This window comes from Pseudarthrobacter sp. MM222, assembly GCF_947090775.1.
Lineage (GTDB): Bacteria > Actinomycetota > Actinomycetes > Actinomycetales > Micrococcaceae > Arthrobacter.
On the sequence record NZ_OX352321.1, the window covers coordinates 3,663,152 to 3,678,236 of the forward strand.

At 66.2% G+C, this 15,085-nt stretch carries 15 protein-coding genes; 7 read left to right on the forward strand and 8 right to left on the reverse strand.

From position 1 onward, the window contains the following. Positions 1–46: 46 nt before the first annotated feature. A complete protein-coding gene (locus OM977_RS16800) occupies positions 47–640 on the reverse strand; it encodes a J-domain-containing protein (protein ID WP_264355024.1) in 594 nt (197 codons plus the stop codon). A gap of 181 nt (positions 641–821) precedes the next feature. On the opposite strand from OM977_RS16800, the gene OM977_RS16805 reads away from it, so the two are divergent. The 6 genes from OM977_RS16805 to OM977_RS16830 all read left to right on the forward strand — a co-directional run bounded on the left by OM977_RS16805 (position 822) and on the right by OM977_RS16830 (position 6,858). Then, positions 822–1,295, forward strand: coding sequence for a hypothetical protein (locus OM977_RS16805; RefSeq protein ID WP_264355025.1), 474 nt, complete (start codon positions 822–824; stop codon positions 1,293–1,295). A 149-nt stretch (positions 1,296–1,444) separates the two neighbouring features. Continuing rightward, positions 1,445–2,281: an IclR family transcriptional regulator gene (locus OM977_RS16810; protein ID WP_264355026.1), complete on the forward strand. Its 837-nt coding sequence runs from the start codon at positions 1,445–1,447 to the stop codon at positions 2,279–2,281. Between the two features lie 102 nt (positions 2,282–2,383). Continuing rightward, positions 2,384–3,724 (forward strand): MFS transporter, encoded by a 1,341-nt coding sequence (locus OM977_RS16815; protein WP_264355027.1) that lies wholly within the window; start codon positions 2,384–2,386, stop codon positions 3,722–3,724. Continuing rightward, positions 3,724–4,770, forward strand: a complete 1,047-nt coding sequence (locus OM977_RS16820; RefSeq protein ID WP_264355028.1) for a zinc-dependent alcohol dehydrogenase — start codon at positions 3,724–3,726, stop codon at positions 4,768–4,770. Before OM977_RS16815 ends, OM977_RS16820 begins: the two co-directional genes overlap by 1 nt. Continuing rightward, positions 4,767–5,948 carry an L-rhamnonate dehydratase gene (rhmD, locus tag OM977_RS16825; RefSeq protein ID WP_264355029.1) on the forward strand — a complete coding sequence of 394 codons (1,182 nt, stop codon included), beginning with the start codon at positions 4,767–4,769 and terminating at the stop codon, positions 5,946–5,948. Before OM977_RS16820 ends, rhmD begins: the two co-directional genes overlap by 4 nt. A 55-nt stretch (positions 5,949–6,003) precedes the next feature. Further along, positions 6,004–6,858, forward strand: a complete 855-nt coding sequence (locus OM977_RS16830) for a fumarylacetoacetate hydrolase family protein (RefSeq protein ID WP_264355030.1) — start codon at positions 6,004–6,006, stop codon at positions 6,856–6,858. A gap of 41 nt (positions 6,859–6,899) precedes the next feature. Here the strand turns inward: OM977_RS16830 and OM977_RS16835 are convergent, their stop codons facing one another. The 3 genes from OM977_RS16835 to OM977_RS16845 form a co-directional block, all read right to left on the reverse strand. Further along, positions 6,900–7,850 carry an LssY C-terminal domain-containing protein gene (locus OM977_RS16835; RefSeq protein WP_264355031.1) on the reverse strand — a complete coding sequence of 317 codons (951 nt, stop codon included), beginning with the start codon at positions 7,848–7,850 and terminating at the stop codon, positions 6,900–6,902. Between the two features lie 155 nt (positions 7,851–8,005). Then, positions 8,006–8,182, reverse strand: a complete 177-nt coding sequence (locus OM977_RS16840; protein WP_264355032.1) for a CsbD family protein — start codon at positions 8,180–8,182, stop codon at positions 8,006–8,008. A 157-nt stretch (positions 8,183–8,339) separates the two neighbouring features. Continuing rightward, positions 8,340–8,564, reverse strand: a complete 225-nt coding sequence (locus OM977_RS16845) for an SDR family oxidoreductase (protein WP_264355033.1) — start codon at positions 8,562–8,564, stop codon at positions 8,340–8,342. 77 nt (positions 8,565–8,641) lie between these two features. On the opposite strand from OM977_RS16845, the gene OM977_RS16850 reads away from it, so the two are divergent. After that, complete coding sequence (locus tag OM977_RS16850; RefSeq protein WP_264355034.1) at positions 8,642–9,184, forward strand: TspO/MBR family protein; 543 nt, start codon at positions 8,642–8,644, stop codon at positions 9,182–9,184. 110 nt (positions 9,185–9,294) lie between these two features. Here OM977_RS16850 and OM977_RS16855 read toward each other — a convergent pair whose 3' ends face one another. From OM977_RS16855 to OM977_RS16870, 4 genes are all read right to left on the reverse strand, one after another. After that, a complete protein-coding gene (locus OM977_RS16855; protein ID WP_264355035.1) occupies positions 9,295–11,541 on the reverse strand; it encodes an alpha-galactosidase in 2,247 nt (748 codons plus the stop codon). A 166-nt stretch (positions 11,542–11,707) separates the two neighbouring features. Beyond that, positions 11,708–13,048 carry an ABC transporter substrate-binding protein gene (locus OM977_RS16860; protein ID WP_264355036.1) on the reverse strand — a complete coding sequence of 447 codons (1,341 nt, stop codon included), beginning with the start codon at positions 13,046–13,048 and terminating at the stop codon, positions 11,708–11,710. A 64-nt stretch (positions 13,049–13,112) separates the two neighbouring features. Continuing rightward, on the reverse strand, positions 13,113–14,030 hold the full coding sequence (locus OM977_RS16865) for a carbohydrate ABC transporter permease (protein WP_264355037.1): 918 nt from the start codon (positions 14,028–14,030) through the stop codon (positions 13,113–13,115). A gap of 12 nt (positions 14,031–14,042) precedes the next feature. Continuing rightward, the gene (locus OM977_RS16870) at positions 14,043–14,999 is read right to left on the reverse strand and encodes a carbohydrate ABC transporter permease (protein WP_264355038.1); all 957 of its coding nucleotides are present in this window, start codon (positions 14,997–14,999) and stop codon (positions 14,043–14,045) included. Positions 15,000–15,085 lie beyond the last annotated feature (86 nt).

Consider the following 15,085-nt stretch of genomic DNA (forward strand, 5'->3'; position numbering starts at 1 on the left):
GCAGCTTTCCGGCGACTTCGGCCGGGCGGCGTGGCTGAAGCGGGACTTAGGAAGGGCTCCAAATCCGGCGGCACCAGGGGCGTTTGGGCTCCGGTTCCGGCGGGGCAGGGGCAGCCGCGGCCTCCCGGCGGTCCCGCCAGCGTTCCAGTTCGGCGTCGACGTCGCGGGTCTTTGTGATCACGGGCGGCCCGCCCTGCAGCTGGCGCCGCGCGTCGATGACGCGCCTGTTGAAGTCCTCCAGGATGTCCCGCACCTGCTTTTCGGAAAATTCGGCATCAAGTTTGGCATCCAGCCCGGCGTCCTCGGTGCGGAGCAGAATGGCTTTCGGGCCCAGGCCAGTGACGTTCTCCCGCTGCAGCAGGCCCTTAACCCACCAGTCGGGATCATAGGCCTCCCCCAACCCCGGGATCTGCTTGCCCGCGTACTTCAGGTTGTCGAACTTCCCCTGCGCCATGGCGTCGCGGATGAGGTATTCGGCTTTCGCGGCGTCGTCCACTTTCGCCCGCTTCTGCCGGAGCTCTTCCTCGGCAGCCGTGAGCTCGTCGTTCTCCCGGGCCGTGCTGCCGCTGGCCCGCACCGCCCGAAGCTCGGCTGCCCGTTCCACGCGGCGCCGGAACGCTCCCGTTGAGCCGCTGCTCATGAATCACCGCCGCCTCACATTGGAGTTCACTGACCCTCACTCCAGTATGCCGATCAGCATTACGGGAGCTCAACCGTCCGCCCGCTTCGATGGAGCGGCGGTTGCCGCCGCGAATTCGCATACGATACGAGCAAAAGCCGGCACGACATGGCGGCAGGAACCGGGATCCAGGGGGCGGGGCATGGCGAAATTGAAGGTGACCGCGGCAAAAGGCCGGGTCACGCCGGACCACCGGCCCGAGGAGTTGCACGTTCCCCTTGCCAGCCTGCGCTGGACCCTAACCCGCAGGCTGTTGCTGGCCATTCCCGTCGGATTATTCTTTGCCGGCCTGCTGCTCGATCCGCTGGACGGGTCGGACTTCGGGACGCTCGGGTCAATCCTCGTGGGACAGGCGGCGGCCTTTGCCCTCGTCCTGACCCTCATCTGGCTCGCCGGGCGACGCCGAAGGGCCGCCTTTGCAGTCTCCGGCGGTGACCCGAACGCCGCCGGCATACTGCTGTTCGGCGTACTGCCGCGGCGCACCTGTCACGCGGGCAGGCCAGGATCCGACGGCGGTTTCTACAGCGGCGGCGGACCCGGTTCCGGCTCCGGCGGCGACTGTAGCGGCGGTGGGGGCGGCGGAGGTGACGGCGGTGGGGGCGGCGGCGGCGACTGAGCCTTGGAAGCTGCCCGCCACTTCGCGCATGTGACGGCCCCCGGAGCGCGGCCGCGAACCGTCCGTCTACAATTCAAGTATGTGAACAGGTCAGTCACATCCCTGGAGGCTGTGTCCTCGAGGAGGACCGTACGACCTCTGGAGCAGGCATGAGCGAAGACCGGGGCAACCCGACCGTCAAATCCGCCGACCGCGCACTCACCGTGGTCGAATTCGTCGCGGGCAAGGGCTCGGCCAGCTTTACGGAAATCCTTGAAGGGCTTCACCTGCCCCGTTCGAGCGCACACGGGCTGCTGAACACCCTGTGCGCCGCCGGCTGGCTGGACCACAATACGGCTAACAAACAGTATTCGCTGGGGCTTCGGGCCTGGCAGGTCGGCCAGCTGTACACCGGTCACCAAACGCTGGCCAACGTCGCCAAGCCCGTAATGGACCGGCTCTCCGCGTCGCTCGGGGAGACAGTTCAGCTCGCCCTCCTGGACGGTGTCGAGAACGTGTACATCGCCATCAGCCAGACATCGGGAGGCATGCGGCTGGGTTCCTCCGTCGGCATGCGCCTGCTCGCCCATGCCACGGGGATCGGCAAGGCCCTGCTCAGCATGCTTGACCCCGCCGAGTCGAAGCGCCGTCTCGACTCGGTGGCGCTGCCCCGCCTGACGGACAAGACCGTCACGGATGTCGCGGCGCTCGCCGATCTCGTGGCAGCCGCCAAAGCCCAGGGTTTCGCGGTGGACGATGAGGAATATCTCGATGGGTGCCGCTGTGTCGCCGTTCCACTGACCAGTGCGGCAGGAGGGGGCATGTATGCCGCCCTTTCGGTCACCATGCCAACCGCCCGGACAGACGCGGACTGGCCCGGGAGTATCCTGCGGCCGCTGCTGGCAGCCGCCCAGGAAATCCGCGCCCTCCTCGGCGTCCGGGAACCGGACCTAGTTGTTCCCAGCACGGCACCGGTCCGGCCCCGGGACACGGCCCGCTCCGCGTAACTCCGAATTCGCTTCTTGCCACACCCTGTGACCTGTGCCATACTCGCATTGTTCACATTCGTGAACAAGAATTCATAACGATGAACTCAACGAGGAGTTAGCGTGTCCCATCAAGTGACGGCTCCCACCAGCGAAGCGCTGGCGCCGATTGTCAGCCGCGTTACGCGGCGGCTTATCCCAGTTCTTTTGCTGATGTACATCCTGGCGTTCCTTGACCGTGCCAATCTGGGTTTCGCCAAGGCCGCCTTCCAGGCGGACACTGGCCTCTCGGACGCCGCCTACGCCCTCGGAGCCGGCATCTTCTTCCTCGGCTACGCTGCCCTGGAGGTCCCCAGCAACATCCTCATGCGCAAGCTTGGAGCCAAGATCTGGCTGGCGCGAATCATGATCAGCTGGGGCATCGTCTCGGCGCTGATGATGTTCGCCCAGACCGAATGGGCTTTCTACATCCTCCGCGTGCTGCTGGGCATCACCGAAGCGGGCTTCTTCCCCGGCGTCATTCTTTACCTGACGTACTGGATCCCGACCCAGTTCCGCGGCCGGGTCAACGGCCTGTTCTACTTTGGTGCGCCCCTCGCCTTCATCTTCGGAGGCCCCCTCTCCGGCATGCTCCTTGACCTTGACGGACTGGGCGGGCTGCAGGGCTGGCAGCTGATGTTCGTAGTAACCGGCGCCCTGACCGTCGCCGTCGGAATCTGGGCGTTCTCCTACCTCGACAACGGCCCGGCGGACGCCAAATGGCTGAACGAGAGCGAGCGGACCACGCTCAAGGCGGCGCTCGACGCCGAAGACCACGTCAAGGCCGACCACTCCCCGAAAGGCGCCCTGCGCGCGCTGGCCAATCCGAAGGTCCTCTACTTCTGCCTCATCTACTTCACCATCCAGATGAGCGTCTACGGTGTCACGTTCTACTTGCCCACCCAGATCGCCAAACTGGTGGGCGCGAAAGTGGGCCTTGGCGTTGGTCTGATGACTGCGGTCCCGTGGGGCATCGCCATAATCGCCACCTTCCTGCTCAGCCGCTTGGCAGACAAAACCGGCAAGCGCCGCCTCGTGGCCACCGCCTCACTCGCGGCCGCAGCAGTTGGCATCTTTGCTTCCGCCCTTACTGACAACCCCGCCCTGGGCTTGGCTGCACTCTCCCTCGGTGCCGCAGGGTTCATCTCGGTACAGCCGGTGTTCTGGACGCTGCCCACCGGGATGCTCGTGGGCGCCGCAGCCGCCGGCGGCATCGCTCTCATCAACTCAGTCGGAAGCCTGGGCGGTTTCGTGGCACCCATCGCCAAGACCTGGGCAGAGGCGTCCTTCGGTGCGAACTCGGGCTTGTTCCTGCTTGCCATGACAGCCTTCCTCGGCGCCGTCCTGCTCTTCAACAGCCATCGGGTCAGCAAGATCGCCGACAGCAACCCTCTGGCCCAGCCCATCGCCGAAAAGGTGCACTAATGCGAGTCCTTGAACTGAAAGAATTCCGCCGGCTCGTGCTGGCGGACCGTGACAGGCCCGCCGCCGGGCCAGGGGAAGTCCTGATCGACGTGGTTGCCACCGGCATCTGCGGATCGGATATCCATGGTTACACCGGAGAGAACGGCCGCCGCGTGCCGGGCCAGGTGATGGGCCACGAGACTGTGGGACGCATCGCTGCCCTCGGTTCAGGAACAGACCGCTTCGGCTTCGCGGTCGGCCAGGCCGTCACCTTCAACCCGCTCATCAGCTGCAACGCTTGCGAGGCGTGCACAGCCGGCCAGCAGCAGCACTGCCCGGAGCGGACCGTGATCGGGGTGAACCCGGCAATCGTGTCCGCCTTCGCCGAGCAGGTGGCGGTACCCGCAGACAACGTCGTGGTCCTCTCCGCTAACACACCCATTGTTTACGGGGCCCTGATCGAGCCGCTCGCGGTCGCGTTCCATGCCGTGCGCCGCGCCCGGATCAGCGCCGGCCAGAAGGTCCTGGTGATCGGCGGCGGCCCCATCGGGCAATCCGTCATCCTGGCGGCCCTGCAGGAGGGTGCCTCGCGGGTCCTCGTCTCCGAAATGGATCCCGCCCGGCGCTCCCTGTGCGAACGGCTCGGCGCCACCGCCCTCGACCCAACTGCCGCTCCGCTGGACCAGCAGGTCCGGGCGGCGTTCGGAAAACTCGCCGACACCACTGTGGACGCCGTCGGGATCAAGCCCACCATTGCCAGTGCCCTCGACGCTACGAAGTTCGGTGGCGTCGTATCGCTGGTCGGCATGGGTTCGCCGGAGTTGGCGTTCAGCGCCTACCGTGTTTCCACGGAGGAAAGGGAGATCGTGGGCAGCTTCTGCTACAACAATCAGGACTTCCGCGACGCGGCAGCGTGGGTGGATCGGGGATCCCCGGTCCTGGCAGAACTCATCAGCCGTGAAGTGTCCATGGAGGACGCCGACGCGGCCTTCGCCGGGCTTGCCGCCGCGGACGGCACCGCAGGCAAAGTATTGGTCCGCCTCGATTCAGCAAGGAACAGCGAATGAGCATCGAAAACCGTATCCGCCAGGTCCGCGCCTATACGCTACGCGGCGGCGGCGCCGACTACCACGACCAGGACGCGGGCCACTGGATCGATGACCACATCGCGACCCCGATGTCCGTTTATCCGGAGTACCGCCAGTCCCGCCAGAGCTTCGGCATCAATGTCCTCGGCACGTTGGTGGTGGAGATCGAGGCCGACGACGGCACAGTCGGTTTCGCCGTCACAACGGCGGGCGAGCTCGGCGCATTCATCGTGGAGAAGCATCTGGCCCGCTTCGTCGAAGGCGCCCGCGTCACGGACATCGAGAAGATTTGGGACCAGATGTACCGGTCCACGCTTTTTTACGGCCGCAAGGGCGTTGTCCTCAATGCCATCAGCGCGGTGGACCTCGCACTCTACGATCTCTTGGGCAAGATCCGGCAGGAGCCGGTCTATGCGCTCCTCGGCGGACCGGTCCGCGACGAACTGACCATGTACGCCACCGGCGCCCGGCCCGACGTCGCCAAGGACCTTGGCTTTATCGGCGGCAAGATGCCGCTGCACCACGGCCCGGCCGAGGGCGAGGAAGGCCTGCGGAAGAACCTGGAGATGATCCGGGACATGCGTGAGAAGGTCGGCGACGACTTCTGGCTCATGTTGGACTGCTGGATGTCCCTGGACCTCGACTACGCCACCCGGCTCGCCCACGGCGCCGCGGAGTACGGCCTGAAGTGGATCGAGGAGGCGTTGCCACCGGACGACTACTGGGGCTACGCGAAGCTCAAGAAGCAGGTTCCGCCGAAAATGCTGGTCACCACGGGCGAGCACGAGGCCACCCGGTGGGGCTTCAAGCTGCTCCTGGACATGGAATGCGCGGACATCATCCAGCCCGACGTCGGCTGGTGCGGTGGAATCACCGAGCTGACCAAGATCTCGGCCATGGCCGATGCCGCGGGTGCATTGGTGATTCCGCATGGATCTTCCGTTTACTCGTACCATTTCGTCATCACCCGCACAAACAGCCCGTTCGCCGAGTTCCTCATGATGCACCCCACTGCCGAGGAAATCGTGCCCATGTTCTCCCCCATGCTCCTCGGTGAGCCGATCCCCGTAAACGGCAAGCTCAAGGTCCCGGAAACTCCGGGCTTCGGCGTCGAACTGAACCCGGCACTGGACAAGGTCCGCCCTTACACGCACTGACCGCCTGCCAGCTGGAAATCCTGGAACAAGAAAACAAGAAATTAGGAATGAAACTATGGAACTCATGCGCTTGGGTGAACCCGGCCAGGAAATTCCGGTCGCCACCGAGAATGGAAAGTACTACGACCTGCGGTCGATCACCGCAGACATCGACGGCGGCTTCCTGGGCTCCGACGGCGTCGCCAAAGCCCGCGCCGCCCTCAAAACCGGGTTGCCCGAACTCGAAGGAGCAGCATCCCTCCGGATGGGCGCCCCCGTCGCCAAACCGGGAGCTGTGCTGTGCATCGGCCAGAATTACGCCGCCCACGCCGCGGAATCCGGTGACGCCCCGCCCTCGGTTCCCATCCTGTTCTTCAAGCACCCCAACACCGTTGTGGGGGCTTTCGACCACGTCGTGATCCCGCCCGGAGCCGAAAAGGTGGACTGGGAGGTGGAACTCGCCGTCGTCATCGGCAAGCGCGCCTCGTACCTCGCTTCCCCCGAGGAGGCCCTCGAATATGTAGCCGGCTACGCGATCAGCAATGATGTCTCCGAACGCGCCTTCCAGGTGGAACATTCGGGCGGACAGTGGTCCAAGGGAAAGTGCTGCGCCACGTTCAATCCTCTCGGCCCTTCCCTGGTTCCCGTCGAGGAGGTTGGCGACCCGCAGCGGCTCCGCCTGCGCTCCGCCGTCAACGGCGAGACGAGGCAGGACTCCAGCACCTCGGACATGATCTTTTCGGTGGCCCACATCATCTGGAACCTTTCCCAGTACCTGGTGCTGGACCCGGGCGACATCATCAACACCGGTACGCCTCAGGGTGTCGCGCTTTCGGGCAAATTCCCGTACTTGCGCGAAGGGGACAGCATGGAAATCTCGATCGAAAAGCTGGGCCGGCAGGAGCAGAAGCTGGTCGCCTTCCGGAACTGAGGTAACGATCGGGCGGCGGGCGCTGACGCCCCTTGATGGCGTCAGCGCCCGCTTTCAGCCGTCGGCGTTTCCTGCGGGAGCAGATCGATGATGGGCAAGTGGCCGTCGGTGCGGATGGCGTCTCCCCCGCCGTTGCGGTGGTGGTAGCCGGAGAAGAAATGCGCGATGACGTGCACCGACTCCACCGCACGTGCCTTTTGCAGCGTCTCGATGATGAAGTCGCGTTCCTCATCGGTGCCGTCGGCGATTTTGTGTGTGATCTGGAACGTGAAGAGCGAGAGGCCCACCCGTTTGTCGTACGTGCCCGCGCCCACCCAGTCAACGGCGAAGCCGCCGGGAAGCTTCCAGCCCTCCGGGCATTTCCAGAAGCGCACATGGTGGCGTTTGCGCGGGTTTCCGTCGATCTCCCGCTGGAAGGCCATGTCCTGCCTCTTGCCGAAAACGTACAGCGAGCTGACGGGCGCTTCCGGATAGCTCCGGCGCAGCAGCGTGGAAGTCAGGGTGCGCCACGCGGTGGCGGGGGTGATCGGATCGGCCTCGGTCCAGCCTGCCGCGGTCATGGCCTCCCGCAGTTCGCGCTCGGGCCCGATCACGGCCAGGTTCACAGGATCACCCAGCACGCCGTCGCCGGTGCGGGCCCGGCCGATGAAGTAATCCGGAATGTAGAGGCTGCTGAGGATTTTGTGGATGCGGGGCAGGAGCGCATACGCGGCGATCAGCCACACGGGGAGAAACACCCATATCTGCTCCGGCCCCTGGGCGAGGCGGGCCAGCAGGAAATAGTAGACGGCCCAGCCGACGGCGACCGTGATCAGCACGTACAGCAGACGCTGCACGACGGCGACGACGGTAACCCATCGGCTGCGCCAGCGTGCCCGGGCGCTGGGCTGCCTCGAATGATCCGGTTCCTGCGCTGGCACTCCGGCCGGGGGGCGCGCAGCCGCTGTGGGCCCGCTCGGACCGTCCTCTTCGGCGGCTGGCGCGTCCGTCATTCCATCTCCTCCCGGTGCTCGTGGATGGCATCGCTGCGGGCACGGTCCGCCGACTGCATCGACGTCAGGATATGGCGGCCCGGGGTCCGATCCTAAGCAAAAAGGTGCGGCTCCTGCGAGCCGCACCTTTGTCTGATGCCTGTCAGTCCCGGGCGTCAGTCCTTCTTGAAGGCGTCCTTGACTTTCTCGCCGGCCTGCTTGAGGTCTGCCTTTGCTTGGTCGCCTTTGCCCTCGGCCTTCAGGCTCTCATCGCCACTCGCTTCTCCGGCGGCTTCCTTGCCTTTGCCGCCCAGCTTCTCGGCCGCGTTGTCGATCTTGTCATCCAAACCCATGGCATTTCTCCTTGTGGTCCGCTGCCCGCCGGCGCACTGCCGGCGGCTGACGACTCCATCCTAATCGTGCCGGGCGCCGCGTCCAATGGCCCAGGGACCACAGCGGGCCCCCGGAGGATTCGGCGCAGTCCCGCCGTCGACATCCTCCGGGCGACGCTTAAAGGGCGGACCAGCCGCCGTCGGAGGCGAGGATGGCACCGTTGATGTTCGTGCCGTCCTCGCTAAGCAGGAAGGTGATGGAGGCGGCCAGCTGCGCGGCAGTGGCGGGCGCGGGGACGGTGGCCTGCATCAGCGGGCCGAGGCGTTCGGCCGCGAGCTGGGAGCCCCAGTTGGCAACGATTCCGGTGATGGTGGGGCCGGGTGCCACGGCGTTGAAAGCCATGGACGTGCTCCGCCTGCCCCAGGGCTGACTGGCACTTCCGGTCCGCCGCAGGTCCTCGGACAGCTTAAGGTTGGTCAGTGCCAGCAAATCCTCAAGAGAGCGCCCCGGGCGTCCCGAGCCCCGGCCCTGCGCCGTGGGCGCGGCAAATCGCCGCCCTGCTCGGGTTCCTCGCGGTGTCCTGGGTTGTGGCGACGCTGGGCTCTGTTCCGATCATCCTCAACAGCAACGGCTGGTACGCGCTCGCCGAGAAGGCGCCATGGACACCACCGGGATGGCTGTTCCGCTCGGCGTGGACGGCGCTGTACGCGGCGATGGCGGTGGCGGCCTGGCTGGTCTGGCGGCAGCGGGCCTTCCCCCGCCGGGATGCGCTGAAGGTTTACGCGGTCCTGATCGTGCTAAATCTGGCGTGGCCGATGACGTTCTTCGGCATGTACCCCATGATGGGGACCGCCGCCCTGTGGCTGGCTCTTCTCATCATCACCGCCCACGCAGCGACGGCGACCGTCACTGTCCTCCGCTTCGGACCCATAAGCACGAGCGCCGGATTGCTGATGCTGCCCTATGTCTCGTGGCTGGTGTTCTCGGCAAGCCTGAACGTTTACGCGGCCCTGAACAACTGAGGAGGCCAGGCCCCAGTCTGCGGGGTCCCCGGCTCATCGACTGCTCCACAACTGCCCTAATGCGGGCTCAAAAGGGCCGTTGCGCAGCAATCGATGGCCTGGGAAGGGCGTTAGACGGTGGTAATCCTCAGCAGCAGCGCGTGCTCCGGGTTGAGGATGGGCATGGGCACGCCCACCTCGGCCAGGAAACGCCCATTGGCTACCGCCCCTGATGCGAGCCACGCCGGCGGCTGGACCTGGGTGTACAGGTGCGCGTAGTCTGCGTCGCCCGGGGCCGGGAACACGGCCTCGACCCGGAAATCCGATGCGGCGGGGAGGCCCGGGATGGCGATCCGACCGGGCTGTTCGGAGAACGTGGTCCGCGTACTGACCAGCGCAAACAGCGCCGCCGTCGACCCTGATGCGGCAGCGACAGCGGCCGCACCTGAAGCCGGGTCTGCCACGACGCCGTGCAGCATCAGCGCGTCATCGGGCAGGTCCGCGCGGACCATCCGGCCGCTGTGGATCAGCCCGCGGTGTTCCTTGTAGAGGGCGATGAAGCGCTTGAGTTCCTCGCGCTCGGCGCCCTGCACCTGCCGGACATCCCATTCCATCCCGAAATGGCCGAACAGGGCCGTGATGGCGCGGAAGGACAGGTCGTGGGTGCGGGCTGTCGTGTGCGATGTGGTGGGGCCGATGTGGCCGCCCACGAGCTCCGGCGGCACCACCAGTCCGGTCCAGCGCTGGATGGTCTGCCGTTCCAGGGCGTCGTTGCAGTCTGAGCCCCAGATCCGGTCGGTGCGCTCCAGGATCCCCAGGTCCACCCGGGCGCCGCCGGACGAGCAGCTTTCAATCTCGACGCCGGGGTGGGCCTTGCGGAGCTCATCGAAGAGTCGGTAGGCGGCGAGGGTCTGGGCGTGCACGGAGGCGCGGCCGGCGTGGCCGTGCTCCAGGAGGTCCCGGTTCTGGTCCCACTTGAGGTAGCTGATGTTGTTCTCCCGCAGAAGCGCATCCACGCGGTCGTAAATGTACTGCCAGGCATCGGGATTGACGAGGTCGATGATGTGCTGGTGGCGCCACTCCAGCGGCAGGTGGCCGCCGTCCTTGTAGCTCTGGACCGAGGGCCCCGCAATCCACTCCGGGTGGGCCCGGACAACATCGGAGTCGAGGTTGACCATTTCCGGTTCCACCCAGAGGCCGAATTCCATGCCGCGGGACGTGACAGCCTCGATCAGCGGCGTGAGCCCGTCCGGCCAAAGGTCCTCGTCGACGTACCAGTCACCGAGGCCGGCGTGGTCGTCGCGGCGTCCGCGGAACCAGCCGTCATCGAGCACGAAGCGCTCGACGCCCAGCTCGGCTGCGGAGTCCGCGAGCTCGATCAGGGTTGCAAGGTTGTGGTCGAAGTAGACGGCTTCCCAGGTGTTGAGCACCACCGGGCGCGGCTTTCCGGCCGCGGCACCCTTTGCTCCGGCAGTGCCCGCGGCCGGCAGCACGTGGTGCGGGCGGTTCCGGAACCAGGCATAGAAGGCCTCGCTGACGCCGTCGAGCCCGCGGGCCGAGTACGCCGCGAACAGTGCGGGGGTGGTGTAGCTGCCGCCGGGCTGGAGGATGACCTCGGCCGCGCCGAGCACTTCCGATCCGCCGATCATGGTCCGGCCGTCCGCGACACGGTCCGCGAACTGCTCGTGGTTGCCACTCCACGCCAGGTGCGTCGCCCAGACCTTACCGTGCCGGTTGCCGAAGCCGGCGGTGCCGGCGGCGAAAAGCAGCGAGGAGTCGTGTCCGGTACGGCCGTGCCGGCCGGTCCGGACCCAGGTGCCCTGCTGGATGGGGCGGCGCTGGGGGTGGCGTTCCCGGCACCAGCGCCCGGTCAGGTCCAGGAGTTCGACGGCGTCCCGCGCCACCGGGAGCATGGTGGCCAGTTCGTCCAGCTGGAAGGGCGAGCTTCCGGTGTTGGTGACGGTGTGGCTCAGTTCCAGCAGGCCGCCGTCGTGCAGTGTCAGGGTGGACGCCACGCTGATGCCGGCGTCGGCGTCCGTCTGGACAATCACCGCGGAATTGGGCGCGGCTGAATTCCTGCCACCGTCGACGGTCACGTCCGCGACGCGGAGGCGGAGTGAGAAGTCGTGGCCGGGGACGCCGTCGACGATCCGGTGGCCGCGGAGCCCGGGACGGCCCTGCCAGCTCGAGGACGCCTGCGGGAGCAGTGCGGCGGGGACGGTTGCGTCCACGGCTGAGTGCGGGACCGGCTCACCGAGGATGGCCAGGTCCGGAAGGGAGGCGCCGAGGTCGGCGCCCCAGTGGATCACCTCGGCCTCTCCGCTGTCGAAGCTGATCACCAGGCTGGTGCTGGCGGAGCGGAGGTGCAGGGGATCCATGGCGGGTCTCTTTCGGTGGTTCGGCGCGCGTCCAGGGACGCAGGAGTCTGAGTGCAGGAGTCTGGGGAGTGCAGGGTGGTGCGGCAGATGATGCCGGGTGCCGCCGCCGCGAGGAGGTAGCGGCGACACCCGGGGTGTGTGGCTGCGGGCGGTGCCGCAGCGGGGGCTACTTGAAGAGGGCGTTGACCTGGTCGTTGGCCTGGGTGAGGGAGCTGGCGGGCTTCTTGCCGGAGAGGACGGCGTCCATGGCCGGCTTCATGATGCCGTCCACCTTGGCTGCCTTATCCGCGATCGGGAACAGGAAGGTGGTGCTGTCCTTGACGTGCGTGGTGAAGGCGGAAACGTCGGTGCCCTTGGCCTTGAATGCTTCGGCTGCCTTCTCGGCGGAGCTGGTGATGGCCGGGAAAACCACAGCCTTGGAGGCCACAACGTCCTGGCAGGCGGCGGACCCGAGGTATTCGACCCATTTGACCGAGGCGGCAGGGTTCTTGGTGCCCGCCCAGACGGAGTCGGCGAGGCCGTTGAACATGCTGGCACGTTTGCCGTCCGGGCCCTTCGGGGTCGGGGCGAACGCGGTTTCCACGCCCTTGTAGCTCTGGTACTGGCCGATCAGCCAGTCGCCGGTGGTGTTGATGGCGGCCTTGCCGGCGCCGAAGTTATCCGCCAGGCTGGCGCCGACGGTGGTTTCCAGTTTGGGCATGTAGCCCTTCTCGGTCAGGCCGGCCCACCAGGCGATGGTGTCCTGGAACTTGGGGTCGTCGTAGTTGAACTCGGTGCCCCAGGGGTTCTTGTCGGTATGGGTCCAGCCGGTGGTTCCGGTCAGGAAGCTCCACTCGGTCTGGCCCTGGCCGGAGCCGCCGCCGGCCAGCCCGAGGCCGTAGACCGCGACGTTGTTCTTGTCGAACCCGGCCTCATCGCCACGGACGCCGTTCTTGTCCACGGTCAGGTGCGCGATTGCCTGCTCGTAGCTGCCGCCGTCCTTCGGGTTCCAGTCCAGGTCCGCCATCTGCCCGGCAGTGAGGCCGGCGGCGTCGGTCATGGCCTTGTTGTAGAAGAGGCCTACGGTGTCCCAGTCCTTGGGCAGGCCGTAGCGCTTCCCGTCCTGGCCGACCCAGAGCTCCGCCAGGCCCTTGGTGTAGCTCTCCAGCTTGATGCCGTCTTTCGCGACGGCGTCATCCAGGGAGAGCAGCTGCTTCTTCGCGGCGTACTCGGGGTACTTGGAGAGGTGGTTGGTGAAGACGTCCGGGGCCGTGCCGGCGACGAAGCCGTTGGTCAGGGTGGTCCAGTAGTCGTCCCAGCCGCGCTGGGTGATCTTGACCTTGATGTCCGGGTTGGCTTTGGTGAAATCGTCCGCGCACTGCTGGTAGGCCGGGAGCTGGTTTGCGTCCCAGAGCCAGTAGTTGATCTCGCCCTTGGCTTCGGCGGTTGGGGCGCCGGAACCGCCGCAGGCGGAAAGGGAGAGGGCGATGGCTGCGGCGGCAGCGACGGCGCCGAGGGTCTTCTTCATGGTGGACCTTTCAGGGATGTACAACGTGGTTGTGCAAAGGTGCGTGGAACAGAACGTGTGGGTGCTATTTGATGCCGGAGAAGCCGATGGAGTTGACCACCCGTTTGCCGAAGGCGATGAAGAGCAGGAGGACGGGCACGGCGGCGATCAGGGTGGCGGCCATCAGACCGGACCAGTCGGGCGCTCCCTGCGGGGACTGGGACTTGAAGACACCCAGGCCGACGGTGAGGACCCGGACGCTTTCGTCCTGGCCCACGAGCAGCGGCCAGAAGTATTCGTTCCACTGGCCGATGAAGGTCAGCAGGGCCAGGGTGGCCAGCGGTGCGGCGGCGTTCGGGAGCACGATCTGGAAGAAGATCCGGACGTGCCTGGCGCCGTCGAGCATCGCGGCCTCCTCCACTTCGCGGGACATGGAGAGGAAGAACTGGCGCAGGAAGAAGATGGCGAACGGGGTCATGAACAGGAAGGGCAGGGCCAGGCCGGCGAAGCTGTTCAGCAGGCCGAGGTTCTTGATCATCAGGAAGTTGGGCAGCGCGGTGAAGATCGGCGGAACCATCATCGTGGCGAGGAACAGACCGAACACCGCGTTCCGGCCGGGCCAGCGGAGCCGGGCGAAGGCGTACGCGGCCAACGCGCTGAAGAACACCTGCCCGGCGGTGGTCACGGTGGCGAAGATGATCGAGTTACGCAGGTACAGCCAGAAGTTGATCGCGGCGCCGGAACCGCCCTCGGCGATGGCTTCCTCGGCACTCTGCAGGCCGAGGACCCGTTTGAAGGCACCCAGGCTGAAGTCTGCCGGCAGCAGGTTGCCGGCATTGGAGGCGAGCGAAGCGTTGCTGGAGAGCGCGGTGCGGAGCATCCAGAGGAACGGTGCCACCGTCACGATGACGGCGACGACGACGAGCGTCCAGGCGCCGACGCGGCGCCAGTTGACCGGCGTCGTGGGAGCGGGCTTCTTGCGGGAGAGTGCGGAGGTTGTCATGGCTGGGGTTCCTTAGTCCAGATCCGATTCGTTGCCCTTGAGGAACTTCATTTGGATGAAGGCCACGAGGGCGAGAATGACGAAGAGAATGACGGACAGGGCCGAGGCGTAGCCGAAGTCGGATTCACCGAAGGCCTTCTGGTAGATGTACATCTGGATGACGCGGGAGGCGTTGATGGGTCCGCCGCCGGTGGTCACGGCCACGGTGTCGAAGACCTGGAAGGACCCGATCACTGTGACCACCAGGACCAGCACCAGCACGGGGCGCAGGAGCGGCATCGTGATGCTCCAGAAGGTCCGGGTGGGGGACGCGCCGTCGAGCGAGGCGACCTCGTAGACGTGGTTGGGGATGGACTGCAGGCCGGCGAAGATCAGCAGCGCCGTGTAGCCCATGTGGCGCCAGACGTTGACTCCGGCGATGGTGGGAATGGCCCACTGCTCGCTGCCGAAGAAGGCGATGCGGGGCAGTCCCAGCCAGCTGATCACCTCATTGACGATGCCCATCTGGTAGTCGAGCATCCAGAACCACAGCAGCGCCACGATGACGTTGGCGACGAGGAACGGCAGAAGCAGGGCGCCGCGGATAAACGTGGACTTCGCGACCCGGTGCATCAGCAGGGCCAGCCCGAGTGCAATGACGGTCTGGAAGCCGATGTTCAGGCCGACGTACTGCACGGTGACGCCCATGGCATTCCAGAACAGCTCGTCGGCGAAGATGGCGGTGTAGTTCCTGGCGCCGATCCAGGCGGGCTCCCCCAGGATGCTGTACTCGGTGAAGCTCAGGTAGATGCCGCGGATGGTGGGCACCAGGTAGAAGGCGACGAAGCCGATCAGGGCCGGGGCGATGAACAGGAGGGCGATCCGCAGATCTCCGAGGCGTCGTCCCCGGTTGGAGCGGGGAGCGTCCCCGGTGTGCGAGGGCTTGGATCCTCCAGCCACGGGATCCGGAAGTTTGGTGATGGTAGTCATCGTTGACTCTTCCTGGTGGTGTGATGTGGGTAACAGCTGAGAAGAATCTACACGAGTAGATCCGGGGTGGCAAGTCTTTTTCCGCG

Bases quoted from the DNA above. Each gene is read 5' to 3' on its own strand.
- OM977_RS16855 (WP_264355035.1), bottom strand. From the start codon at position 11,541: ATGGATCCCCTGCACCTCCGCTCCGCCAGCACCAGCCTGGTGATCAGC.
- OM977_RS16810 (WP_264355026.1), top strand. From the start codon at position 1,445: ATGAGCGAAGACCGGGGCAACCCGACCGTCAAATCCGCCGACCGCGCA.
- OM977_RS16860 (WP_264355036.1), bottom strand. From the start codon at position 13,048: ATGAAGAAGACCCTCGGCGCCGTCGCTGCCGCCGCAGCCATCGCCCTC.
- OM977_RS16830 (WP_264355030.1), top strand. From the start codon at position 6,004: ATGGAACTCATGCGCTTGGGTGAACCCGGCCAGGAAATTCCGGTCGCC.
- rhmD (WP_264355029.1), top strand. From the start codon at position 4,767: ATGAGCATCGAAAACCGTATCCGCCAGGTCCGCGCCTATACGCTACGC.
- OM977_RS16835 (WP_264355031.1), bottom strand. From the start codon at position 7,850: ATGACGGACGCGCCAGCCGCCGAAGAGGACGGTCCGAGCGGGCCCACA.
- OM977_RS16840 (WP_264355032.1), bottom strand. From the start codon at position 8,182: ATGGGTTTGGATGACAAGATCGACAACGCGGCCGAGAAGCTGGGCGGC.
- OM977_RS16845 (WP_264355033.1), bottom strand. From the start codon at position 8,564: ATGGCTTTCAACGCCGTGGCACCCGGCCCCACCATCACCGGAATCGTT.
- OM977_RS16800 (WP_264355024.1), bottom strand. From the start codon at position 640: ATGAGCAGCGGCTCAACGGGAGCGTTCCGGCGCCGCGTGGAACGGGCA.
- OM977_RS16865 (WP_264355037.1), bottom strand. From the start codon at position 14,030: ATGACAACCTCCGCACTCTCCCGCAAGAAGCCCGCTCCCACGACGCCG.
- OM977_RS16805 (WP_264355025.1), top strand. From the start codon at position 822: ATGGCGAAATTGAAGGTGACCGCGGCAAAAGGCCGGGTCACGCCGGAC.
- OM977_RS16820 (WP_264355028.1), top strand. From the start codon at position 3,724: ATGCGAGTCCTTGAACTGAAAGAATTCCGCCGGCTCGTGCTGGCGGAC.
- OM977_RS16870 (WP_264355038.1), bottom strand. From the start codon at position 14,999: ATGACTACCATCACCAAACTTCCGGATCCCGTGGCTGGAGGATCCAAG.